This window comes from Massilia sp. Masssp93 (assembly GCF_059491295.1).
This window is the reverse complement of the sequence record NZ_CP168502.1, coordinates 475,797-498,170: the sequence shown is the minus strand read 5'-3', so window position 1 is coordinate 498,170 and position 22,374 is coordinate 475,797. Positions and strand designations below refer to the sequence as shown.

Below are 22,374 nucleotides of genomic sequence, written 5' to 3'. Positions count from 1 at the left end.
TGCCTCTTCAGCGGGAAAAGCCCTGCGACCTCGGCGCGGCATCGTGGCGGATGCCCCACCATGGCAAGTAGGCGGTATTGCCGCCGCGGGCACGGAACCACGGCTTGTCGTACTGGATCGGCCGCACCACCGCAGGCGGCACCACGAACGTGGCCACTGGCTGCGCCTCGTCCGTCGTACCGGCCACCAGCACATTCTTGCCGAGGTGGTTGGCATACGCGATGCCCAGCGCGACATTCGTCAGCGCCGTCCCTGCGCCCATCTCGCCGAGCAACGCCGGCGTGTTGAACGCCTGCTTCATGAAGTCCAGTTCCGGCATCTCCTCGGTCACGGTACGTGCCAATGCGGCGATGCGGTCGGATGCGGTGGCGGCGTTGTTGTTGGCATCGTGGATGACGTAGCCGACGTCGGTCGTCTGCTTGCCTGCGTTATGCGTTGCCTGTTCGACCGCGGCCTTCCATGCCTGGACGGCACGCGGCGGCTTGTCGGTGGCGCTGTCGAAGTCGGCCACCTTCGCGCTGGCTGGATAGCCGAGCCAGGCCAAGGGTGCGCGTTCCGTCTTGTAGTCGGGGCCGGCGAGGATCAACTGCACCATGTTTTCGTTGATCTGGCGGTCTTTCGGACGGCTCGGGGCATCCCAGTTCATGACCCAGACCGTTTCGCTCGGATGGGCTTGCAGGTAGTCCAGTGCGGCGGACAGCGAGGTGAAACCGGCGTTGGCGCCGCCCATGGTGATGTGCACGTCGGGGGGAGTGCTGCGGGTCCAAGCATTCGGGAACGATTCGCTACCGATGCTAAAAGTATTGATAATGATGTCTCGTAGAAAATTTCCTGCTTCGGCGGGGTCGAGCTTGCCCTTGGGAAGAGAATATTCGATATGAATTCCAGCGAGCTCTCTCCATGTCGATTTATCTTCTCTCGAATGTGCATTGTAAAAATAGTTCGAATCCATAAAATAGATATCGTGATACGCGTATATCAACTTCTCGATGTATTTCTCGTGATAACCATCAAAAGTCTCCTCGCCATCGTTGCCGACTGCAATTGAGCCAATTGCCTGCAGTTTGCCGTATTTCTCGGGCTTTGCTCGAACCATATCGTCATTTTTGTTCGGCCCGACCAAGCCCAGCGTCCATAGCAGTTGCCATTCAGTCGGATAATCCCGACGCTGCAAGGGATTCAACCATTGCAGTCCCACCACCTGGACCATAAATGGATCGGTTTTCTGTGTCGCCACCACAGACCTATGTGATGCCTCAGCACGCACCGGACGAGTGAAAAAAACAGTCACGAGTCCAAACGCCAGCACAGCAAATGCGGCCGGCACGGCGAACCATCGCAGCGCGACGTCCGGGACAAAGACCATGACGGACAGGAGCCGGTGCTTAACCACGGCCGCTCCTGCCCACGGTCGATATCAGCTTGGCGCCGCAACTCGTCGCATGGCCGTCGAACGCGACCGGCACACCATCGATCAGCACCTGCGGGTCGCCCTCCGCGATAACGCAAATGTCGTGGCCGCGGATCGGGCACAGGCAGCGGTCGCCCTTCCGCGCAACGGCGACGCCGAGCACCTTGCTGTTGGGAGATGCCGTGATGACCTTGCCGCCGTGCGAGGTCGGGTCGTTCAGGCGGATGACGTTGCGCATGCGGTGCCTCTTCAGCGGGAAAAGCCCTGCGACCGCGGCGCGGCATCGTGGCGGATGCCCCACCATGGCAAGTAGGCGGTATTGCCGCCGCGGGCACGGAACCACGGCTTGTCGTACTGGATCGGCCGCACCACCGCAGGCGGCACCACGAGCGTGGCCACCGGCTGCGCCTCGTCCGTCGTACCGGCCACCAGCACATTCTTGCCGAGGTGGTTGGCGTACGCGATGCCCAGCGCGACATTCGTCAGCGCCGTCCCTGCGCCCATCTCGCCGAGCAGCGCCGGTGTGTTGAACGCCTGCTTCATGAAGTCCAGTTCCGGCATCTCCTCGGTCACGGTACGCGCCAGCGCGGCGATGCGGTCGGATGCGGTGGCGGCGTTGTTGCTGGCGGCGTTATTGGCATCGTGGATGACGTAGCCGACGTCGGTCGTCTGCTTGCCGGCGTTGTGCGCCGCTTTTTCGACGGCGGCCTTCCATGCCTGGATGACGCGCGGCGGCTTGTCCTTGCCACTGTCGAAGTCGGCGACCTTCGCGCTGGCAGGATAGCCAAGCCAGGCCAGCGGGGCGCGCTCCGTCTTGAAGTCCGGGCCGGCCAGGATCAGGAGGACCATGTTTTCGTTGATTTGCTCGTCCTTCGGCGGATAGCTCGGCGCGTCCCAGTTCATGACCCAGACGGTTTCCTTCGGGTGTGCCTGCAGGTAGTCGAGTGCGGCCGATAACGAACTGAATCCGGCGTTGGCGCCGCCAGGGGTCACGCGGACGTCGGGTGGGGTGCTGCGGGTCCAGGAGTTGGGAAAGCCAGCTTGGCCGATGTCGAAGTTGTCAATGATGACGTCCCTCGTGGTGTTCGCCGCACGAACCGGATCGAGCCTGCCCGCCGGGATTGCGTACTCGACGCGGATGCCGGCCAGTTCTCGCCAGGTCGACTTGTTCTTAACGTCGTGTGCGTTATAGAAGTAGCGGGAATCCATGAAGTAGATGTCCCTGTACAGGTTCATCAACTTATTGACATATTTCTTGTGAAAGCCTTCGAAGGTAACTCTGCCATCATCAGGGTCGACGATGGCCGCGATGGTTTGGAGCTTGGTAAACGTCTGCGGCTCTGTCCTTACCATGTCATCGTCTGGATTTGGTTTAACCAGCCCAAGGGTCCAGAGCAGTTGCCACTCGGTCGGGTAATCCATGCGCTCCAATGGATTGAGCCACTGGATGCCTACGACCTGGGCCATGTACGGCCGCGCCGGCGCGGCATCCTGCTTTGGGTCTAAGACTGGTTCGGCATGGACGGGACGGGACGCGATGGCCATCGTGACACCGAGTGTCAGCGTGGCAAAGGCTGCGGGAATGGCGACGAGCCGAGTGAACAGTTGTCCGTCAGTGACCGATTGCGCCCCATCCGTGTTAACGCGTGTAATCATCCATGCCGAAACAGCCATAGCGATGACGAACGCCAGCACGCTGTAGACAAACTGGCGCGGTCTTAAACCTGCGAGGATTCGCATGTTGTGCTTTCCTTAAATTAGAATATCGAGCGGTGGTTGACGACTTTGCGTGGAAGTGTGGCGCCGCTATCGTCTGTGGCCCATTGTGAAACTTCTTGATCATGCATCTTGCCATTGTCGAAATACTTGGCAAAGGCGGAAATTGGATTGATCTCGTCCAAGCCATCCAAGAATCGCCAGTCCGCCATTTTGCGTAGACGCGTCAAGTCCTCCTTGGCAATGTGACACACCCCAACCGGAATGTCATAAGCCAGCGCCTTCTCCGAATGATCCGGATTCGTCAGGATGGACGAGTGATCAGTCGCCGGCGTCCCGACGTTTTCGACCAACAATTTCTTGATCTTCTCGGCACGCCAGGCTTTGTAGTCATCGCTGGCAGTCGTCACGTCATCTTCCTCGGTGACCGCATCCTTCTTGCCATATTTCCCATCACGCCTTGCGCGCATCCGCAGAAACGCGTGATGCTCATACATCAGGCTCGCCTCGGTCGCCTCATTGCCCCTTGCCGCGTCGGTGGTTGGCGCATCCTCGGCGTCACGCGGGTCTTTCGGCAGCTCCCGGTTGCCGCCGTAAGGATCATCCGCATCTCGCTGGCGCTGCGCATTGCGGCTGAATCCGGGCGCGTCCAGGCCCTCGTCAAAACGGTCGGAGTATTGTCCAAAGCGATACGATCGTGGCTGAAATCCTTTTTCGCCCAGCGGTGGCGCCGTCAACGGCGTCCTCCAGCCTTTGTCCGGCAGAGCGTTAATGCGCACGTCGATGATTTTGAAGATCAGGTGAAAAATCGGGGCCGTCGCCGCCGTCATGATCGTGGCGATCCCATTGCGGTTGGCGTCCTTTCCCTTCGCGACCGAATATTGGACGCGTAGCGATTCCGGATACCAGAACTGATTGCTTCCGGGCTTCAAATTATTGCCATCATTGTCCTTCACGTGATGGTCGTTCCAGAAATCGTAGTGCGGCGTGTTCGCGCCGACGCAGAATCCTTGGGCAAACACGCGCTGGCAGAATACGTCATGTCCGTTCGCGGCATCGATTTCGCTAGCGCTCATGCCACGCCAGCCGATCCCCTGGATGGTCGTCGACGATATGACCTGATCATGCGGACTGAAATACAGAGAGACTCGGCCATAGTTGGCCTTGCCGGGACCGTAGCCGCATTTCACCTTGTCCTTCTCCGCCGTAAATCCGTACGGTTCATTGGCGCAGAGCTTGTCGATGACTTCCGCAGGCTGGGCCTTTGCCTGCTGTTTGATAATCTCGAAAAAATTCTTCAATGTCCCGATCCGCGCTTCGTAGGTCTGGCGGCCATGGCCGGTTTTCCAACTGCCCGTCGTCAGCTGCGTCCAGCTTTCCGTCTTATTGTCTTTCAACAGGCTATACGGCGGATTGCACAGCACATAGGTATTGGCCACGCAGTTGCCGGTTTTTCCCGCACCGTCGGTCACTGGGTCCAGCCGGTCCCCGAGAAATGCGGCCGCGATCGACACCATATTTCCCTGACTATGGCAGACGATGGTCACCGGCACGTCGGCCTGCTTCTTGCGGATTTCTCCGATCAACTTCGCCAGGCGCAGTGCCGCCACGACGTAATATGCCCGATGCGGACAGGCATACACCATACGGTCGTTGGTCGGGTTCAGGTGCTGCGCGTGCAACCACAGGAATAACTGATCACTCAAGCCGCCTTCCCACAGGTCGGGGATCGACGTGCAGCCGTTGGCGAACGGGCCGCCGCCCCAGTAATCCTTTTCGTTCAGATACAGCCCGTCGCCGTAGGTCTGCATGTCCGCACCGTCAGCCTTGTAGCCCCAGCGGAAGTGAATCACCGGCGAGAAATGGCCATCGCCGTCGATAAATTTTTTTGATGTCTTCTTCGGATTCAGGTACCCATCCGCCGTCAGATCCGGCAAATAACTCACCGGCGTCATCTTGCCGCCTTCGATGGTGCAATGCTGAATCTGGCAGTCGTTGCGCGCCATGCGCGTGTTCAGGCCCTTGCACAAGCCCTCCTCCGCCGCCTGGAACCACTCGCCATCCGAATTCACCCCATGCACGAAGATCACGATACCCGGCAGCGGCAACTGCATCACCACGTCCAGGTAGCTTTTGTTCAGCAGCGTGCTGCCGCCGCCGTCGCCCACCGTGATCACGGTCGGGTCGTCCATTGTCATGCCTTCCATCCTGCTCCCGCTTACGTCAACAGTTTTTTGAACGTCACCTTGAGCTGCTCCAGCCGGTCGCCCGTGATCTTCGGACCTTCACCGGCCGCATTGGTCTGCCCGGTGAGCGGCTCGGCGCCGTCGCGCTCGATGTGCACCTGCATGCCCTCGACGGGCTTGCCGTCGGTCGCGCGGACCAGCCGCGGCGTGCGCTCGAACGTACCCGCGTCGAACGACGGCATATCGGTCTTCGCGCTGGCCGGCCCGTTCCAGTGGTGTTCCGCGGTCTTGACGGTGAGGTTGCCCGGCCCGCCGATCTCGATGTCGCCGCCTTTCAGCTTCAAATAGGCGCCGCCGCTGACCATGAAGGTCATTTCGTCCTGCGCCATGCCGATCACGCGCTTGGCGGCGGTGATCTTGACGTCCTTGGCGGAGACGACCTTCATGTCGTCGTGCTGGCTCTGCATCGTGAAGTCGCCGTTGTGCGCCACCTGCGTGATGCCGTCGCTGTGCGCGAACAGCGAGATGCCCTTGCCGGCGTTGACGTTGAAGCGCTTGCCGCTGGCGAGCTGCATGTGCTGCTGCGCGACCGTGTCCAGGTTGACGCCGGCGTAGCTGACGATGGTCTGCGGCGTGCTGAACGCGATGCCGGCCGGGCCGGTCAGGCTCACGGTCGGCTTGGCGGCGCCCGCCAGGTCGGCGCTGCGCGCGCCCGGTCCCGCCTCGAGGTCGGCCTTGAGCGCATCCTGCGGCGCCGGGTCGACCGGCAGGCCCTGGTGCTGCGCGGCGTAGTCGCCCAGCGTCTTGAACAGGTCGAGGCAATCCTGCATCAGGGCCAGGTGCTCGCTGCTGCCGAGTTGCGTGCCTGCGGCGTCCAGCCGTTTCCAGGCCGAGATCAGCAACGACTTGGCCGTGCGGATCGCGCCGCTGTCGTCCGTCCGCAGTTCGAAGCCTTGCCCGCGCGGGTCGGCCTGGCCGTCCTGGCGCGGGTGCGTCAGGTAGCCGAGGTTCAGCTGGCTGCGGCCATGGACGCTTTCCAGCTGGGCGCTGATTTCGCCCGGCGTGTCGTCCAGGCGCAGCTGGTTGTAGCGCTGCGACTTGCCTTCGCGGCTGACGATGCCCGACAGGTAGCGGTCGCCCGGCAGGCGGCTCGTGCGGCTGAACGACGGCGGCGGCGTCCTGCCGCCGTGCGCGCGGCCAATGATCAGGGGCTTGTCCGGATCGCCGCCGACGAAGGCGCACAGCACCTGGTGGCCGACGCGCGGCAGCGAGATCGTGCCGTACTGGTCGCCGGCCCACGGATTCGCCACCTGGACCCAGGCCGAATCGCGGTCGCTGCCGGACGCGCCCGCGCCCTGTGCGTGCGCGTGGTCGTCCTCGCGGCAGCCGGGAAAGCGCACCTTGACGCGGCCGAGATGGTCGCAGTGGATCTCTTCATTGACCGGACCGACCACGGTCACGTATTGCAGCGCCGTGCGCGGCAGGTCCGCGCGCGGGTCGTATGCCGGCACGATCGGCACGCCGCGCCGCACGCAGCTGAAGCGGTTGGTGTAGCGCACCCCGCGCTCGAGACTGGCCTGCGCCAGCGCCGCGCTGTCGTCGCGCCAGCGGTTCAGCGAGAACAGGCGCCGCGCCTGGTCGTCGAGCGTCTTGGGCAGGTTGTTCTCGGCCTCCACGCGCAGCTCGGTGACGACGAAGTCGCGCTCGGCCTCGGGATGCTCGTCCAGTTCCGGGTGACCGACGATGGTGTTCCATTGGCCGACGCACATATTGCGCTCGCTGCCTTCGCCCTGGAACGACTTCGCTTCGTACTCGTGGCGCTGGATGCGCGCCACGCCGAGGCTGCGGTAGTCGGCGTCGTTGTCGCCGACGTGGGGCGCGTCGACGAGGTAGTCGTCCAGGCTCGCGGCGAAGCGGTTGCCAAGGTCGCCCTGGTCGTTCATTCCGCTTTCCAGCGTAATCGTCGGACCGGAACTCGCGTAGTCCCAGCTCTGGCGGCCGATCTTCCCCGGCGTCAGCGTGCGCACCGCGTGCCAGGCCGTGATGACGTCGCGCGCTTCGGTCGCATCGTCGCGATGGAAGCGCACCGCGCCGCCGGCGTTCCGTTTGAGCGCCATTGCGTCGTCGAACAGCACCAGGGTATGCAGCGGCGTCTCATCGCTGCCCCGTTCACTCGCGGCCCCGGGCTGGATGAACCAGGAAATGCCGCGCCGCTTCCACAGGCGGCGCAGGAACGCGCCCGTCGACTCGTTGTACTGCATCGTGAATTCGCGTTGCGGGTACGACTTCAGGCCGCCGAGATCGTAGGCGAACGCGCGCGCCGCCACGGGATTCGCCTGGCGAAACTCCTTGAGCACGATATCGGTGATGTCGACTTCACTGGCGTTGCGGAACACGCGCGTGTTGCTGGTCTTGTCGAGCAGGGCAAAGGCATCGCGCACGACCAGCTGGTAAGTGGCCAGCCCGCCGTCACCCTGCCCCTCGGCCGCCGCGGCGACGATGCCGCACACGGCGCGCAGGCCGCCGCTGTCGGTGACGAACTGCAGTTCCACCGGGCTCGCGATGAACTGCTTGAGTTCCAGGCCGGCTTGCGTGGAAACGCACAGCAGCGAGTACTCGATGCCGCCGCACAGGCTCTCGACGCCGCTGACGTGCTTGACGAGCAGTTGGTCGTCGCGCACGCCGCCCGCGGTGGACATGCGCAGGCGGATGGGGCGGTTGGCATCGGTCAGGTTGAACGAAGCGCTGATGAAGGACATGGCAGGAGCTGGGGGGACCGGAACCTGGCAATCATAATGAAAATCTGTAACGTTTTTCTCACAGATTGTTTCATTAGCTTCACTTTTTAACGCCGCTGCGAGAAATGCGTTCGACGGGGAACGCATTGTTTTTCATGAGAAATTTATTTTTCTCGCGATAGACAAAGCCCCACGCAGCGCCGGGCGGCGGCCACAGAATGTTAACTCCAGAAAGATTCACTGCGGCGGCACCGCGTTTCGGTTTGGCTGACCGTCAGGCCGCTCATCGGGCCGCTGCCCGAAACGCCGTCCCCGACCGGCCAGGTCGGGAACGCCGAATTCATACCTCGGCCGCCTGCGCCTCGGCCAGCAGCGCGCGGATCTCGGGGATGCACGAGCCGCAGTTGCCCCCTGCCTTCGTGCACGCCGTGACGGCGGCCGCGTCGCACAGATTGTTCTGGCGGATCGCGATCTCGATGGTCTTGCGGCCCACACCGAAGCACGAGCACACCGTCGGTCCCGCGTCGAAGCCCTTCTCGCGGGCGCGGCCGGACAGCAGGCCGATGCGGTCGGCCGGCGCCAGGCGGTCCTTGTCGAACATGCTGGCGAGCCAGGCGCGGGCCGGCAGGTCGGCGCGCTGCGCCACGAACAGGCAAGCCTCGATGCGGCCGTCGACGAGGTGCGCGGCGCGATGCACGCCGCCGTTCTTGTCCTCGACTTCGATCCAGTCGGCGTCGTCGTCGTGCACATCCAGCAGGCGCCGCGCCCACGTGGCCGCGTCGGCGAACGGCTTGCGGCCGGCCAGTTCGTAGCGGATGAAGTCCTTGCCCTGGATGCGCGTCCAGTTGACGGCCTCGCGCAGCGGCAGTTCCGTGCGCGACAGGATGAAGCCGTACCACGTGACGCCGAACGGTTCGATGCGCACCGGCGTGTGCTTGAATTCCGGCTCGCCCGACACCGGATCGACGGCCGGGTTGACGACGGTGCCCACGCGCGCGTCCGATGCCGTCTGGCCGCTCCAGTGGATCGGCATGAACACGCTGCCGCGCGCGATGCCGCCGCCATGCTGCACGCGCGCCACGACGGCGCCCCAGTCGCTCGTCACGCGCGCGAGCTCGCCCGCCTTCACGCCGCACAGCAGCGCATCCTGCGGGTGCATGTCGATGAACGGTTCCGGGATGTGCTCGGCCAGCTTCTGCGAGCGGCCCGTGCGCGTCATCGTGTGCCACTGGTCGCGCACGCGGCCCGTGTTCAGCACGAGCGGATACTCGCCCCCGGGCAGGTGCGCGGGCGCGCGCGGCACCGTCGGCACGAAGCGCGCACGGCCGTCGCCATGCGCGAAGCGGCCGTCGCCGAACAGGCGCGCGGTCCGTTCCTGCGGCGTGCGCACCGGCCACTGCACCGGATCGAGCGCGTCGTAGTCGGCGCGCGTCATGCCGGTCAGCCCTCCGATGTCGAACACGCGGCGGCGCTGGCCGTCGATCCCGTTCTTCCAGGCCGACAAATGTGCATGCTCGTCGAAGATCTGGTGTGGCGACGAGAAGTCGAAACCGCCGAAACCCATGCGGCGCGCGACGTCGCACACGATGTCCCAGTCGGCGCGGGCACTGCCCGGCGCGGTCAGGAAGGCGCGCTGGCGCGAGATGCAGCGCTCGGAATTGGTGACCGTGCCATCCTTCTCGCCCCAGCCGAGCGCCGGCAGCAGCACGTGGGCCGCGTCGTTCGTGTCGGTGCCGAGGACGATGTCGCTAGCCACCACCAGCTCGCATTTCTCGAGCGCGCGCCTGGCCTGGTCGGCATCCGGCAGGCTCACGAGCGGGTTCGTCGCCATGATCCACACGGCTTTCACCTTGCCCTCTTCGATGGCGCGGAACAGGTCGACGGCTTTCAGGCCCGGCTTGCTTGCTACGTGCGGCGAGCCCCAGAAGTCCTGCAGCGCGGCGCGCTGGGCGGCATCGTCCAGGTCCATGTGCGCGGCCAGCATGTTCGCGAGGCCGCCCACTTCGCGCCCGCCCATCGCGTTCGGCTGGCCGGTCAGCGAGAACGGCCCCATGCCGGGACGGCCGATGCGGCCCGTGATGAGGTGGCAGTTGATGATCGCATTGACCTTGTCGGCGCCGCTCGTCGACTGGTTCACGCCCATCGTGAACGCCGTGACGACCTTCTCCGTATTCGCGAACATGTCGTAAAAACGTTCCAGGTCGCGCGGATCGACGCGGCAGGCCCTGGCCACGTCGGCCAACGTGCCGGCCTTGGCGGCGGCGTCCAGCGCGTCCGCGAGGCCCGTCGTGTGGCCGGCCACGAAACCCTCGTCGGCCGCGTGCACGGCCAGGTGGCCGAACAGGCCGCCGAACAGCCACACGTCCGTGCCCGGCTTGACGGGCAGGTGCAGGTCGGCGATGTCGCACGTCGCCGTGCGGCGCGGGTCGATGACGACGACCTTGAGTTCCGGGCGCTCCTGCTTGGCGCGCGCGATGCGCTGGTACAGCGTCGGGTGGCACCAGGCGGCGTTCGAGCCGACCAGCACGATCAGGTCGGCCAGTTCGAAATCCTCGTAGCAGCCCGGCACGACGTCCTCGCCGAACGCGCGCTTGTGGCCGGCCACGGCCGACGACATGCACAGGCGCGAATTGGTGTCGATGTTCGCGCTGCCGACATAGCCCTTCATGAACTTGTTGGCGACGTAGTAATCCTCGGTCAGCAGCTGGCCGGAGACGTACAGCGCGACGGCATCCGGCCCATGCTCCGCGATGACGCGCGCGAATCCTTGCGCGACCTTGTCCAGCGCGTCGTCCCAGGAGGCTTCGCGCAACACGCCCTCTTCCCTCAGCATCGGCGCCAGCAACCGGCCGCGGTTGCCCAGCGTTTCGCCCAGCGCGGAACCCTTCACGCACAAGCGGCCCTGGCTGGCCGGGTGCGCGGCGTCGCCCGCGATCGCGATCGCGCCGTCCTGCCCGACCTGGGCATTGACGCCGCAGCCGACGCCGCAATAGGGGCAGGTCGTACGGACAGTGGTGGGAATCGAAGACAACTTCATGAAAACTCCTCGTCAAGCCGCCTGCGCAGCGACGTCGTCGTGGTGCGCGCGGCCGAACAGCAACTGGTCGCGGATGGACGAGATGTCCGTCCGCTTTTGAATCAGGTCGAAGTACCACGGGCCGTCCGCGACGTCCCCGTACAGCACGGCGCCCGTCAGGCGGTTGCCCGCGACGACGAGCCGTTTGTAGACGCCGCCGCGGCGGTCGCGCAGCACGAGGTCTTCGCTGCCGTCGCCGCCGACGATGTCGCCGGCCGAGTACAGGTCGACGCCCGTGACCTTCAGCTTCGTCGCGGTGGCCTGCTGCACGTAGCGGCGATGGCCGGCGCCCGCGAGGTGGGCGGCGGCGACGCGCGCCTGGTCCCAGATCGGCGCGACGAGGCCGAACGTGGCGCGGCGGTGCTGCACGCACTCGCCGACGGCGTACACGCGCGGATCGTAGGTCTGCAAGGTGTCGTCGACGACGATGGCGCGCTCGCAGTGCAGGCCCGCGTCCTTTGCCAGCTCGACGTTCGGACGCACGCCGGCGGCCATCACGACGAGGTCGGCGTCGACCGTCTCGCCATCGTCGAAGCGCACCGCACGCACGCGGTCCTCGCCCTCGATGGCGACGGTCTGGCGGTTCAGCAGGATGCGCAGGCCGCGCAGCTCCAGGCTCGCGCGCAGCAGTTCGGCGGCGGGCGGGTCGAGCTGCTGGTTCATCAGGCTGCCCGTCACGTGCACGACCGCGACTTCCATCCCCTGGCGCAGCAGGCCGTTGGCCGCTTCCAGGCCGAGCAGGCCGCCGCCGATGACGACGGCCTTCCCGCCCGCGCGCGCGGCGGAAAGCATCGTGTCGACGTCGCTCAGGTCGCGGAATCCGATCACGCCCGGCAGCTGGTGGCCCGGCACCGGCACGATGAACGGCTTCGAACCGGTGGCGATCAGGAGGCGGTCGTACGGCACGGCGAGGCCGGAGGCGGCGTACACGACGCGCTTCTTGCGGTCGATGCGCACGACCGGGTCGCCCGCGTGCAGCGTGACGCCGTTGGCGTCGTACCACTCGCGCGTGTTGAGCATGATGTCGTCGACCGTCTTCTCGCCCGCGAGCACGGGCGACAACAGGATGCGGTTGTAATTCCCGTGGGGCTCGGCGCCGAACACGGTGATGCGGTACATGCCGGGCGCGAGCTTCAGCAGCTCTTCGACCGTGCGCATGCCCGCCATGCCGTTGCCGATGACGACCAGCCGCGGATGTTTGTCATGCGCATGTGGGGCGTTCATTGTTATGCCCCTACCCAGACCTTGCCGTCCTCGACGCGCACCGGATAGCTGGCCACCGAGTGATGCGGCGCTTCCAGGCATTCGCCGGTCTGCAGGTCGAAGTGCTGCTTGTAGATCGGCGAGGCGACGACGATGCGTTCGCCGATGCTGCCGACCAGGCCGCGCGACAGCACGGACGCTTCCGAATTCGGATCGTAGTTATCGATGGCGAACACGCGCGGGGACGCGCCGCCCACGCGGAACACGGCCACCTGGCGGCCGCCGAGCAGTGCGGCCACGCCGGTGTCGGGGACGATCTGGTCGAGCGAGCAGATGGCGTTCCACTGATTCAGTTGGATATCGCGATGCATGGTGTTCTCCTTGTTCCAGTCAAATAAACTCGGTGGATGACTCAATGACTCAATGACTCAAGCGGCGGCGATCGGGATGACGCGGCGGCGTTCGTCCGGCGTGGCCGGCCGGATCTGGCCACGCTCCGGCATGAACACGACGTTATCGTCCGTGTTCTCGCTGTTGACGAAGCTGCGGAAGCGCTGGCGCACGGCCGGGTCCTCGACGGCGTTCTTCCACTCGTCGGCATACGTGTCGACCACGCGCTGCATGTCCGCTTCCAGTTCGGCCGCGATCCCCAGCTTGTCGTCGACGACGACCTGCTTCAGGTAGTCGAGGCCACCTTCCAGGTTCTCGCGCCACGTGCTGGTGCGCTGCAGGCGGTCGGCCGTGCGCACGTAGAACATCAGGAAACGGTCGACGAGCTTCACGACGGTGTCTTCGTCCAGGTTCGACGCGATCAGCTCGGCGTGGCGCGGTTTCATGCCGCCGTTGCCGCACACGTACAGGTTCCAGCCCTTGTCCGTCGCGATCAGGCCGACGTCCTTGCCCTGCGCCTCGGCGCATTCGCGGGTGCAGCCGGAGACGCCGAACTTGATCTTGTGCGGCGCGCGCAGGCCCTTGTAGCGGTTTTCCAGCGCGATGGCGAAGCCGACCGAATCGCCCACGCCGTAGCGGCACCACGTCGAGCCGACGCACGATTTCACCGTGCGCAGCGACTTGCCGTAGGCGTGGCCGGATTCGAAGCCGGCCGCGATCAGCTCTTCCCAGATCGCCGGCAGCTGGTCGACGCGGGCGCCGAACAGGTCGACGCGCTGGCCGCCCGTGATCTTGGTGTACAGGTTGTATTTCTTCGCGACCTGGGCGACGGCGATCAGGCCGTCCGGCGTCACTTCGCCGCCCGGCATGCGCGGCACGACGGAATAGGTGCCGTCCTTCTGGATGTTGCCGAGGAAGTAGTCGTTCGAATCCTGCAGGCTCGCGTGTTCCGGCTTCAGCACGAAGTCGTTCCAGGTCGATGCGAGGATGTTGGCGGCGACCGGCTTGCAGATGTCGCAGCCCAGGCCCTTGCCATGCTTGTCCAGCAGTTCGGCGAAGCTCTTGATGCCGCCCACGCGGATCAGGTGGTGCAGTTCCTGGCGCGAGTACGGGAAGTGTTCGCACACGTGGTTGGTGACGGCCATGCCGGCCTTCGCCATCTCGGCCTTCATGATCTGGGTGACGAGCGGCACGCAGCCGCCGCACGACGTGCCCGCGTTCGTGCACGATTTGATCGCGCCGATGTCGCAGGCGCCCCCTAGCACCGCGTCGCAGATGGCGCCCTTGCTGACGGCGTTGCAGGAGCAGACCTGCGCGGCCGCCGGCAGCGCGTCGATGCCCAGCGCCGGACGGGCGCCGCCCTCGGCCTGCGGCAGGATCAGGAATTCCGGCGCTTCCGGCAGCTCCATATCGTTGAGCATCATCTGCAGCAGGCTGCCGTATTCGGCGGCATCGCCGATCAGCACGGCGCCCAGCAGGCGCTTGCCGTCGTCGGAGACAACGATCTTTTTGTAGACCTGCTTGCGCTCGTCCGTGAACTGGAAGCTGCGCGCGCCCGGCGTGTTGCCGTGGGCGTCGCCGATCGACGCGACGTCCACGCCCATCAGTTTCAGTTTCGTGCTCATGTCGGCGCCGGCGAAGGCGGCTTCCTGGCCGAGCAGCGCGCGCGCGACGATGCGCGCCATTTCATAGCCCGGTGCGACCAGGCCGAACGTCTGGCCGCCCCACGCGGCGCACTCGCCGATCGCGTAGATGTGCGGGTCCGACGCGAGGCAGGCGTCGTCGATGGCGACGCCGCCGCGCGGACCGAGCGCCAGGCCGCAAGCCTTGGCCAGTTCGTCGCGCGGGCGGATGCCGGCCGAGAACACGATCATGTCGGCTTCCAGGTGGCTGCCGTCGGCGAATTCCATGCGGTGCGTCGCGGACTCGCCGTCGACGATCTGCAGCGTGTTCTTTTGCGTGTGGACCGAAACGCCCAGCGCCGCGATCTTGTTACGCAGGACGCGGCCGCCCAGGTCATCGACCTGCACGGCCATCAGGCGCGGCGCGAATTCGACGACGTGCGTGTCGAGGTTCATGTCGCGCAGGGCCTTGGCGCATTCGAGGCCCAGCAGGCCGCCGCCGACGACGACGCCGGTTTTCGAACGGGCGCCGCATTCCGTCATCTTCTCCAGGTCTTCGATGGTGCGGTACACGAAGATGTCGTCGCGCTCCTTGCCCGGGACGGGCGGCACGAACGGATACGAACCCGTCGCGAACACGAGCTTGTCGTAGGCCAGCACGTCGCCATCGGCCAGGGTGACGGTCTTCGCCGCGCGGTCGACGGCGACGGCCTTCGCGTTCAGCTTGAGGTCGACGTTGGCGGCGTGCTTCTCGAAGAAGCCCGGCGCGACGAGCGACAGCTGCTCGGCCGTCGTGCCCGAGAAGAACGCGGACAGGTGCACGCGGTCGTAGGCCGGACGCGGTTCCTCGCACAGCACGGTGACGTGGAAGTTTGCCGATTGGGCGGCGTCCGCGAACAGGGTTTCGAGGAATTTGTGGCCGACCATGCCGTGGCCGATGACGATCAGTTTCATGTTGCGACTCCTATACAGCGATAACTTGTTCAGGCGGCGGCGGGCGCCGGCGTTTCGGGGACGGTGAGCGAGAAGCGCACGCCGATGGCGCACAGCGCCGCGACGAGGACGGCACCGCCCAGGATCAGGAGGGTCTGGCGCACGTCGCCGGTCGCCTTCATCAGGAAGCCGGCCAGCACGGCGCCGACGTTGCCGCCCGCGCCGACGATGCCGGCCACGCCGCCCAGCGCCTTGCGGCTCACGAACGGGACCAGCGCATAGGTCGAACCGCACGCCATGTGGGTGCACAGGCCGAAGGCCAGCATGGCGACGATGGCCATGGTCACGCTGGTGGTCTGCGAGAACCACAGCAGGCCCAGGCCCTCGCCGATCATCAGGATGAACAGCAGGTTCACGCGGGAATTCAGGTCGCCGCGGGCGGCAACCTTGTCCGAGATCCAGCCGCCGAGGGCGCGGGCGAACAGGGCCAGCAGGCCGAAGCTGCCGGCCGCCATGCCGGCGCCTTTCAGGGACAGGCCGAAGTGGTCGACATAATAGGTCGCGGCCACGTTGTGGATGAACAGTTCGATGCCGAAGCAGGCGCCGTACGTCACGAACAGCAGCCAGGCGCGGTAGTTGCGGCAGGCTTCGAAGAAGCTCGCCCAGCCGCCCTTGCCGCCGCTTTCGAACGGCACGCCGGCCGCGCGCAGCTCTGCGAAGTTGCCTTCCGGGCAGTCCTGCGTGAATTTGTAGTAGACGACGGCCATGATCAGCATCAGCACGCCCGGCACCAGCAGCGCGACGCGCCAACCCATCGTTTCGGTCACGCCCAGCATGACGACGGCGCCCAGCAGCAGCGGCATCGTGGCCTGCGCGACACCGGCGCCGCTATTGCCCCAGCCGGCCGAGGCCGCGTTGGCGGTGCCGACGACCTTCGGGCCGAACATGACGGAGGTGTGGTACTGCGTGATCACGAAGCTGGCGCCGACGGCGCCGATGCCGAGGCGGAACAGCAGGAAGCTTTCGTAGCTCTGGGCCATCGCCACGCCCAGCACGGGGATCGCGCCCAGCGCCAGCAGGCCGGTATAGGTCTTGCGCGGGCCGAAGCGGTCGCACAGCGGGCCGACGATCAGGCGCATGAGGATGGTGATGGCGACGGCCGCGATGTTGATGTCGGCGATCTGGCTGACCGACAGGTGGAACTCGCCCTTGATCACCGGCATCAGCGGTGCGCAAGCGAACCAGGCATAGAAACAGACGAAGAAGGCCACCCAGGTCAGGTGGAACGCGCGCATCTGCGGCGTATCAAAGGAGAATAGCTTGATGCTGTTTGCTTTGCCGGCCATTTTTTGTTCCCTTCTTGAAAACGAAAAGGCGCCCGCTGCGTACCGCCGGCGCGAATGAAACTCGCGTTTGCGGTGCAGCGGACGCCGTTGTCCTGTTTGCCGTCCCCTCGTTGGGCCGGCGCTTTTACTCAGGGATCGCCGTTGACCCCGTTACCTCCGTATTTGCAAGACTCGTGCCAGATGGTTTTCCGGGGGCAGACCGTATGTACCGGGCCCGATTCGCTTCATTGCAGTGCACCATGCACGTAAATGACGCACGCAAATGAAGCATCTCGGGCCAGGGACGTCGTTTCTCGCCAAGGCAAGGGCGACGCTGTGATTGGTATCGAGCGCGACCTGAACCCTGGAACCGTCGCCCCCGCGAAGGCGGGGGCCCAAGGTGGTCCGCGTCGACGCAACGAAATTAGGTTCCCGCCTGCGCGGGAATGACGTTGATATAGTCCGCGTCTACGCAACGCCATTGGGTGCCCGCCTGCGCGGAAACGACGGTGATATAGTCCGCGTCCGCTCGACGTCATGCGGTCCGGCCGGCGCGGGAAGGACGGTTTGCGGATCACGCGCCGGCCAGGGCGGCGCGGCGGATCGGGAAGGACGAAACATAGGCCGCAGGGCTGCTGCCATCCCAGGCCTTGCCGTCCATCAGCACGGAGCGGCGCATCAGGCCGGACGGCGCCGGCACGCCGGCCAGCACGGCCGCCTCGCGGTACAGGCCCACGCGGTTGACGCGGGCGGCCACGGCCGCGTAGTCGACGTCGTCGCGCAGCAGGCCCCAGCGCCGGTGCTGGGTCATGAACCACATGCCGTCGGACAGGTAGGGGAAGTTGGCGGCGCCGTCGGCATGGAAGCGCACGGGATCGGGATCGACCCAGCGCCGCCCCAGGCCGTTGTCGTACTCGCCGTGCAGGCGCGCGGCGATCGTGTGGCGGTCGGCGTTCACGTAGCCGGGGCTGGACAGCACCTCGGCCGCCGCGTCGCGGTGCTCGCCCGATTCGTCGAGCCAGCGCCCCGCTTCCAGCACCGCCGCGACCAGCGAGCGGCACGCGTGCGGATTGGCGTCGACGAACGCCGCCGTCGCACCCAGCGCCTTGCCGGGGTGGTCCGGCCAGATGTCCTGGCTCGTCGCGGCCGTGAAACCGCTGCCGTCCAGCAGCGCGCGGGTGCTCCAGGGCTCGCCCGCGCAAAAGCCGTCCATGTGCCCGGCCGCGAGGTTCACGGCCATCTGGCTGGGCGGTACGGTGACGACCTGCACGTCGCGCAGCGGATCGATGCCGCCGGCGGCCAGCCAGTAATAGAGGAACATCGCGTGGTTCCCGGTCGGGAACGTGTGCGCGAACGCGAAACGGCGCGTGCCCGTGCGGATGGCGGCGGCCAGCTGCGGGAGGTCGGCGATGCGCTGGCGCGCGAGCGCGCGCGCCAGCGTGATCGACTGGCCGTTGCGCGACAGGTTCATCAGCACGGCCATGCGCGTGGGCTGGCCGCCGATGCCGTTCTCCACACCGTACAGCATGCCGTACAGCGCGTGCGCCACGTCGATCTCGCCCTGCAGCAGGCGGTCGCGCATGCCCGACCACGAGTGCTGGCGGCACAGTTCCAGCTTGATGCCGTATTTCTCGTCCAGCCCCAGCACGGACGCCATCACGAGGGACGCGCAATCCGTCAGGGGCATGAAGCCGGCCCTGATCACGGTCTTTTCCGGACGATCCGATCCGGCCACGAATGCGTGTGCCATGCTTTTCCTTTGTCTTACCCGAGGAGATCCTCGACGTCCAGGATGCGCTGGGCCACTTCGGCCAGCCTGAGTTTCTTGTTCATCGCCATCGTGCGCAATCGCTGGTAGGCCTGCTCTTCCGTCAGCTTGTTGCGCGCCATCAGCAGGCCCTTGGCGCGCTCGATCAGCTTGCGGTCGGCCAGCTGGCGGCGCGTGTCCGACAGTTCGTCCAGCAGCTTCTGCTCGCGCGTGAAGCGCTTCAGGGCCACGTCCAGCACGGGTTTCACGCGCTCGGCCTGCAGCCCGTCCACGATGTACGCGGTCACCCCCGCCTCGATCGCGGCATCCATGCTCGATGGCGTCTGGTCGTCCGTGAACAGGACGATGGGCCGCGGCTCGTCGCGCGTGGCGATCACGATGTGCTCGAGGACGTCGCGCGCGTCCGATTCGCTGTCGATGATGATCATGTCCGGCTGGATCTGCGCGATCCGCTCGGGCAAAAAGATGTCGGCCGGCAGCGAGGCGACGATGTCATAGCCGGATTCCAGCAGCCCGATGCGCAGCGCCGTGTTGCGCCGGGCCTGCGCGGCGAGCGCGGCCTCGTCCGTGGCGTGATCCGGCACGGTGTTGACGACGACGATGCGCAAGGTGCGCTGGACCACGGGAGGCGATTTCATGCCCATGAGGCATGCAAGTTTCGGGCCAGACGCCCAGATATTCAGCAGCCGCATGACATGACTGCGAATCCGCTTTAGTTGTCGCTCAGAAAATATTCACAAAACAGATGGGCTGCATCATAAATCGAAAGTTCATTTATGACTGGGTTGTCCCTATACTGCATCGCAACACGACAGATTTCCACCGGAGATGACAATGACCACCGCAACGATCACCAAGGCGCAGGACAAGGGTCTGCGCCACCATATCGCCGACACCTTCGGCAAGATCCGCGACTTTGCGATCGAACTGTACACCGCGCACGGCGGCTGGATCGTGCCCGACGTCGCCCAGCCGGCCAGCGGCGCGTTCGCCCGCAGCAAGATGCAGCGCCACGCCGGCATCATCATCCTGGGTCCGTTCTGCGCAGCCGCGCTGGCCCCGGACGCCGTCCGCGACACCCCGAACAACTAAGCAAAGCCAAGGATAAAGATCATGACCCCAGTCGAATACCTCACCGTCGGCATCTCGGCCGCCGCCATCGTTACCCGCATCGTGATGTTCGTGCGTAACCCGACCGTCACCGCCCCGACCGAACTGTGGCTGGCCGACGCGCCGACCGAACTGTGGATGGCCGAATACGCGCAACCGAAAGCGGCCGCGTAAAGCCACCCGGTCGTAAAACGTCTCCACACGCCCGGCATTGGCCGGGCGTTGTTTTTTGTACTTACGCACGCGCGCCACTTCCGCAAGCGAATCCGCACAGCATCGTTGTCGGCTGAGCTAGAATGCTTTTTTGCAATTTCTCACCAAGAAAAGCATTCTTGTTCTTCATTTATCCACCCGACTGATGATGCGACTTCCCACTTTCGCCGTTCTCGCCGCGCTGCTGGCGCTGCCCGCCGCCGCCTCGACGCCCGTGACCCTCGACCAGGCCATGGCCAACCCCGACTGGATCGGCCCCCCCGTGGAAGCGGCGTGGTGGAACTGGGACGGCAAGCAGGTCTTGTATAAACAGAAGCGCACCGGCTCGCCGCTGCGCGACACGTGGCGCGTCAACGCGGCCCGCGCGGGCCATGCGGCACAGGTGGCGGATGCCGAACTCGCCAGGCTGGACAGCCCGGAAATGCTGTTCGACCGCGCCCGCACGCGCGCCATCGTCGTGCGCAACGGCGACCTGTTCGAGCGCGACCTCAAGAGCGGCGCCCTCGTGCAGATCACGCGCAGCAACGGCGCGGCGGTCCAGGCCGTGCAATATTCGGCCGACGAGCGCAGCGTGCAATTCCGTATCGGCGACGACTGGTTCGGCTGGGATCGCCGCGAGCGCGTGCTCGGCCCCATCGCTTTACCGCGCGCCGCCAAGGACCCGAACGCGGCGGAACCCGACGCCCTGCGCGACATGCAGCTGCGCCTGTCGACGATATTGAAGCGCCAGAAGGACGAGCGCGACGCCACCCGCGCCCAGGCCGAGGAACAGCGCCGCGCCGATCCCACCCGCGCGCCGGCCCCGATCTATTTGGGCGACAAGGTCGCGATCCTGAACAGCGCGCTGTCGCCGGACGGCCGCTGGCTGCTCGTCGTGACGGGTCCGAAGACCGCGGACAAGGGCCGCGCCGGCAAGATGCCCCGCTACGTGACGGAAAGCGGCTACGAGGAATTCTCGGAAGAGCGCACGCGCGTCGGCCGCAACACGCCGCACGGCCACGGCCTGAAGCTCGTGAATCTCGCCACGCACGAGGTGAAGGACCTGGCGTTCGACGTCCTGCCCGGCATCGCGGCCGACCCGCTGGCGCAGCTGCGCGCGGCGCACAAGCTCGATCCGCTGAAGGGCAACCGCCCCGTGATGATCGGCTTCGACGGCGAGGCGATCACGTGGAGCCTGGATGGCGCCAACGCGGCCGTCATGTTCCGCGCGGTCGACAACAAGGACCGCTGGATCGCCACCGTCGACCTGCCGCACGCGACGTTGAAGCCCGTGCATCGCCTGACGGACGAGGCCTGGGTCAACTACGACAACAATGAATTCGGCTGGCTGCCGGACAGCACGACGCTGTGGTATCTGTCGGAGGAAACGGGCTATTCGCACCTGTACGTCCGCGACGCGGCCGGCCGCACGCGCGCGCTCACGCAAGGACCGTGGGAAGCGTCCGACGTGGCCTGGTCGGCCGACGGCCGGACCGCCTGGCTGCTGTGCAACCGCAAGACGCCGGGCACGTACGAAGTGTGCGCCGTGAACGTCGCGGACGGCGCCACGCGCGAGGTGAGCAGCCTGGCCGGCGTGCAGGATTTCCGCCTGTCGCCGGACCAGAACAGGCTGCTCGTGCACTATTCCGGCCCTTACCTGCCGGCGCAGATCGCGACCGTGCCCGCGCACGGCGGCGAGGCCGTCAGGCTGACCGACACCCGCACGCCGGAATTCAAGGCGCACGACTGGATCCAGCCGCAGTTCGTGACGATCCCGTCGACCCACGGGGCCGCGCCCATCTGGGCCAAGCTGTACCGCCCTGCGCAGTTCGAGCCGGGCAAAAAATATCCGGTCGTGATGTTCGTGCACGGCGCGGGCTACCTGCAGAACGTCACCCAGCGCTACACGCCGTACTTCCGCGAGCAGATGTTCCACAACCTGCTCGTGCAGAACGGCTACGTCGTCCTCGACATGGACTACCGCGCGTCGAAGGGCTACGGCGTCAAATGGCGCACAGCGATCTACCGCCAGATGGGCCACCCGGAGCTCGACGACTACCTGGACGGCGTGAACTGGATGGTCGCCAACGAACAGGGCGACGCGGCCCGCGTGGGCATCTACGGCGGCAGCTACGGCGGCTTCATGACGTTGATGGGCATGTTCCGTGCGCCCGACGTGTTCAAGGCCGGCGCCGCGCTGCGCCCCGTGTCCGACTGGAGCACGTACAACCACGAGTACACGGCCAACATCCTGAATACGCCGGACGTCGATCCGGAGGCGTATAAGACGTCGTCGCCGATCGAGTACGCGCAGAACCTCAAGGGCCACCTGCTGATCGCGCACGGGATGGTCGACGACAATGTGTTCTTCCAGGACTCCGTGCGCATGGCGGAGCGGCTGATCGAATTGAAGAAGGACCACTGGGAACTGGCGCCGTATCCGCTGGAGCGGCATTCGTTCGTGCAGCCGGAAAGCTGGTATGACGAGTACCGGCGCATCTATCAGCTGTTCGAAAGAACGCTGAAATAAACGTCGTCGTGCCGGCGTTCGCGTCTGGGCGGCGTTCGCGTCTGGCCGGCGTTCGCGTGGGCTCGGGGAGCCCACCCTACGGCTGTTTGAAAGAACGTTGAAACAACCGTAGGGTGGGCACCCTGTGCCCACGCGTGACGTTTGCGTCGCGCCGGGGTTTGCGTCGTGCCGGCG

The 22,374-nt window shown here is 65.6% G+C and carries 15 protein-coding genes; 3 read left to right on the top strand and 12 right to left on the bottom strand.

From position 1 onward, the window contains the following. Positions 1-7: 7 nt before the first annotated feature. The 12 genes from ACEN9Q_RS02260 to ACEN9Q_RS02205 all read right to left on the bottom strand — a co-directional run bounded on the left by ACEN9Q_RS02260 (position 8) and on the right by ACEN9Q_RS02205 (position 19,006). On the bottom strand, positions 8-1,393 hold the full coding sequence (locus ACEN9Q_RS02260) for a hypothetical protein (RefSeq protein WP_495627226.1): 1,386 nt from the start codon (positions 1,391-1,393) through the stop codon (positions 8-10). Then, positions 1,386-1,649 (bottom strand): PAAR domain-containing protein, encoded by a 264-nt coding sequence (locus ACEN9Q_RS02255; protein ID WP_495627225.1) that lies wholly within the window; start codon positions 1,647-1,649, stop codon positions 1,386-1,388. The genes ACEN9Q_RS02260 and ACEN9Q_RS02255 overlap by 8 nt, the downstream gene beginning before the upstream one ends. 11 nt (positions 1,650-1,660) lie before the next feature. Then, a complete protein-coding gene (locus tag ACEN9Q_RS02250; protein ID WP_495627224.1) occupies positions 1,661-3,151 on the bottom strand; it encodes a virulence factor in 1,491 nt (496 codons plus the stop codon). Positions 3,152-3,168: 17 nt separating this feature from the next. Next, positions 3,169-5,325 (bottom strand): T6SS effector phospholipase Tle3 domain-containing protein, encoded by a 2,157-nt coding sequence (locus ACEN9Q_RS02245; RefSeq protein WP_495627223.1) that lies wholly within the window; start codon positions 5,323-5,325, stop codon positions 3,169-3,171. Between the two features lie 20 nt (positions 5,326-5,345). After that, positions 5,346-8,072 (bottom strand): type VI secretion system Vgr family protein, encoded by a 2,727-nt coding sequence (locus ACEN9Q_RS02240; RefSeq protein ID WP_495627222.1) that lies wholly within the window; start codon positions 8,070-8,072, stop codon positions 5,346-5,348. A 319-nt stretch (positions 8,073-8,391) separates the two neighbouring features. Next, positions 8,392-11,088, bottom strand: coding sequence for a molybdopterin-dependent oxidoreductase (locus ACEN9Q_RS02235; protein WP_495627221.1), 2,697 nt, complete (start codon positions 11,086-11,088; stop codon positions 8,392-8,394). A 12-nt stretch (positions 11,089-11,100) separates the two neighbouring features. Then, positions 11,101-12,351 (bottom strand): NAD(P)/FAD-dependent oxidoreductase, encoded by a 1,251-nt coding sequence (locus ACEN9Q_RS02230; RefSeq protein ID WP_495627220.1) that lies wholly within the window; start codon positions 12,349-12,351, stop codon positions 11,101-11,103. A 2-nt stretch (positions 12,352-12,353) separates the two neighbouring features. Next, complete coding sequence (nirD, locus tag ACEN9Q_RS02225; RefSeq protein ID WP_056438765.1) at positions 12,354-12,701, bottom strand: nitrite reductase small subunit NirD; 348 nt, start codon at positions 12,699-12,701, stop codon at positions 12,354-12,356. Positions 12,702-12,758: 57 nt separating this feature from the next. Then, positions 12,759-15,296, bottom strand: a complete 2,538-nt coding sequence (gene nirB / locus ACEN9Q_RS02220; RefSeq protein WP_495627219.1) for a nitrite reductase large subunit NirB — start codon at positions 15,294-15,296, stop codon at positions 12,759-12,761. A 29-nt stretch (positions 15,297-15,325) separates the two neighbouring features. Further along, complete coding sequence (locus ACEN9Q_RS02215; protein WP_056438758.1) at positions 15,326-16,621, bottom strand: MFS transporter; 1,296 nt, start codon at positions 16,619-16,621, stop codon at positions 15,326-15,328. A gap of 553 nt (positions 16,622-17,174) precedes the next feature. Then, positions 17,175-18,350, bottom strand: a complete 1,176-nt coding sequence (locus ACEN9Q_RS02210; RefSeq protein ID WP_495627218.1) for a CmpA/NrtA family ABC transporter substrate-binding protein — start codon at positions 18,348-18,350, stop codon at positions 17,175-17,177. A 14-nt stretch (positions 18,351-18,364) separates the two neighbouring features. Further along, positions 18,365-19,006 carry an ANTAR domain-containing response regulator gene (locus ACEN9Q_RS02205; protein WP_495627217.1) on the bottom strand — a complete coding sequence of 214 codons (642 nt, stop codon included), beginning with the start codon at positions 19,004-19,006 and terminating at the stop codon, positions 18,365-18,367. A gap of 196 nt (positions 19,007-19,202) precedes the next feature. Here ACEN9Q_RS02205 and ACEN9Q_RS02200 point away from each other — a divergent pair, with 196 nt between their 5' ends. From ACEN9Q_RS02200 to ACEN9Q_RS02190, 3 genes are all read left to right on the top strand, one after another. Further along, a complete protein-coding gene (locus ACEN9Q_RS02200) occupies positions 19,203-19,460 on the top strand; it encodes a hypothetical protein (RefSeq protein ID WP_056438750.1) in 258 nt (85 codons plus the stop codon). A gap of 21 nt (positions 19,461-19,481) precedes the next feature. Continuing rightward, positions 19,482-19,652 carry a hypothetical protein gene (locus ACEN9Q_RS02195; protein ID WP_157201760.1) on the top strand — a complete coding sequence of 57 codons (171 nt, stop codon included), beginning with the start codon at positions 19,482-19,484 and terminating at the stop codon, positions 19,650-19,652. Positions 19,653-19,839: 187 nt separating this feature from the next. Then, positions 19,840-22,200, top strand: coding sequence for a S9 family peptidase (locus ACEN9Q_RS02190; RefSeq protein ID WP_495627216.1), 2,361 nt, complete (start codon positions 19,840-19,842; stop codon positions 22,198-22,200). The last annotated feature ends 174 nt before the right edge of the window (positions 22,201-22,374 follow it).

What these genes read in the sequence shown, in the direction of transcription:
- nirD (WP_056438765.1), bottom strand. Translation starts at nt 12,701, where the DNA reads ATGCATCGCGATATCCAACTGAATCAGTGGAACGCCATCTGCTCGCTC.
- ACEN9Q_RS02250 (WP_495627224.1), bottom strand. Translation starts at nt 3,151, where the DNA reads ATGCGAATCCTCGCAGGTTTAAGACCGCGCCAGTTTGTCTACAGCGTG.
- ACEN9Q_RS02235 (WP_495627221.1), bottom strand. Translation starts at nt 11,088, where the DNA reads ATGAAGTTGTCTTCGATTCCCACCACTGTCCGTACGACCTGCCCCTAT.
- ACEN9Q_RS02215 (WP_056438758.1), bottom strand. Translation starts at nt 16,621, where the DNA reads ATGGCCGGCAAAGCAAACAGCATCAAGCTATTCTCCTTTGATACGCCG.
- ACEN9Q_RS02240 (WP_495627222.1), bottom strand. Translation starts at nt 8,072, where the DNA reads ATGTCCTTCATCAGCGCTTCGTTCAACCTGACCGATGCCAACCGCCCC.
- ACEN9Q_RS02230 (WP_495627220.1), bottom strand. Translation starts at nt 12,351, where the DNA reads ATGAACGCCCCACATGCGCATGACAAACATCCGCGGCTGGTCGTCATC.
- ACEN9Q_RS02255 (WP_495627225.1), bottom strand. Translation starts at nt 1,649, where the DNA reads ATGCGCAACGTCATCCGCCTGAACGACCCGACCTCGCACGGCGGCAAG.
- ACEN9Q_RS02190 (WP_495627216.1), top strand. Translation starts at nt 19,840, where the DNA reads ATGCGACTTCCCACTTTCGCCGTTCTCGCCGCGCTGCTGGCGCTGCCC.
- nirB (WP_495627219.1), bottom strand. Translation starts at nt 15,296, where the DNA reads ATGAAACTGATCGTCATCGGCCACGGCATGGTCGGCCACAAATTCCTC.
- ACEN9Q_RS02195 (WP_157201760.1), top strand. Translation starts at nt 19,482, where the DNA reads ATGACCCCAGTCGAATACCTCACCGTCGGCATCTCGGCCGCCGCCATC.
- ACEN9Q_RS02245 (WP_495627223.1), bottom strand. Translation starts at nt 5,325, where the DNA reads ATGACAATGGACGACCCGACCGTGATCACGGTGGGCGACGGCGGCGGC.
- ACEN9Q_RS02210 (WP_495627218.1), bottom strand. Translation starts at nt 18,350, where the DNA reads ATGGCACACGCATTCGTGGCCGGATCGGATCGTCCGGAAAAGACCGTG.
- ACEN9Q_RS02200 (WP_056438750.1), top strand. Translation starts at nt 19,203, where the DNA reads ATGACCACCGCAACGATCACCAAGGCGCAGGACAAGGGTCTGCGCCAC.
- ACEN9Q_RS02205 (WP_495627217.1), bottom strand. Translation starts at nt 19,006, where the DNA reads ATGAAATCGCCTCCCGTGGTCCAGCGCACCTTGCGCATCGTCGTCGTC.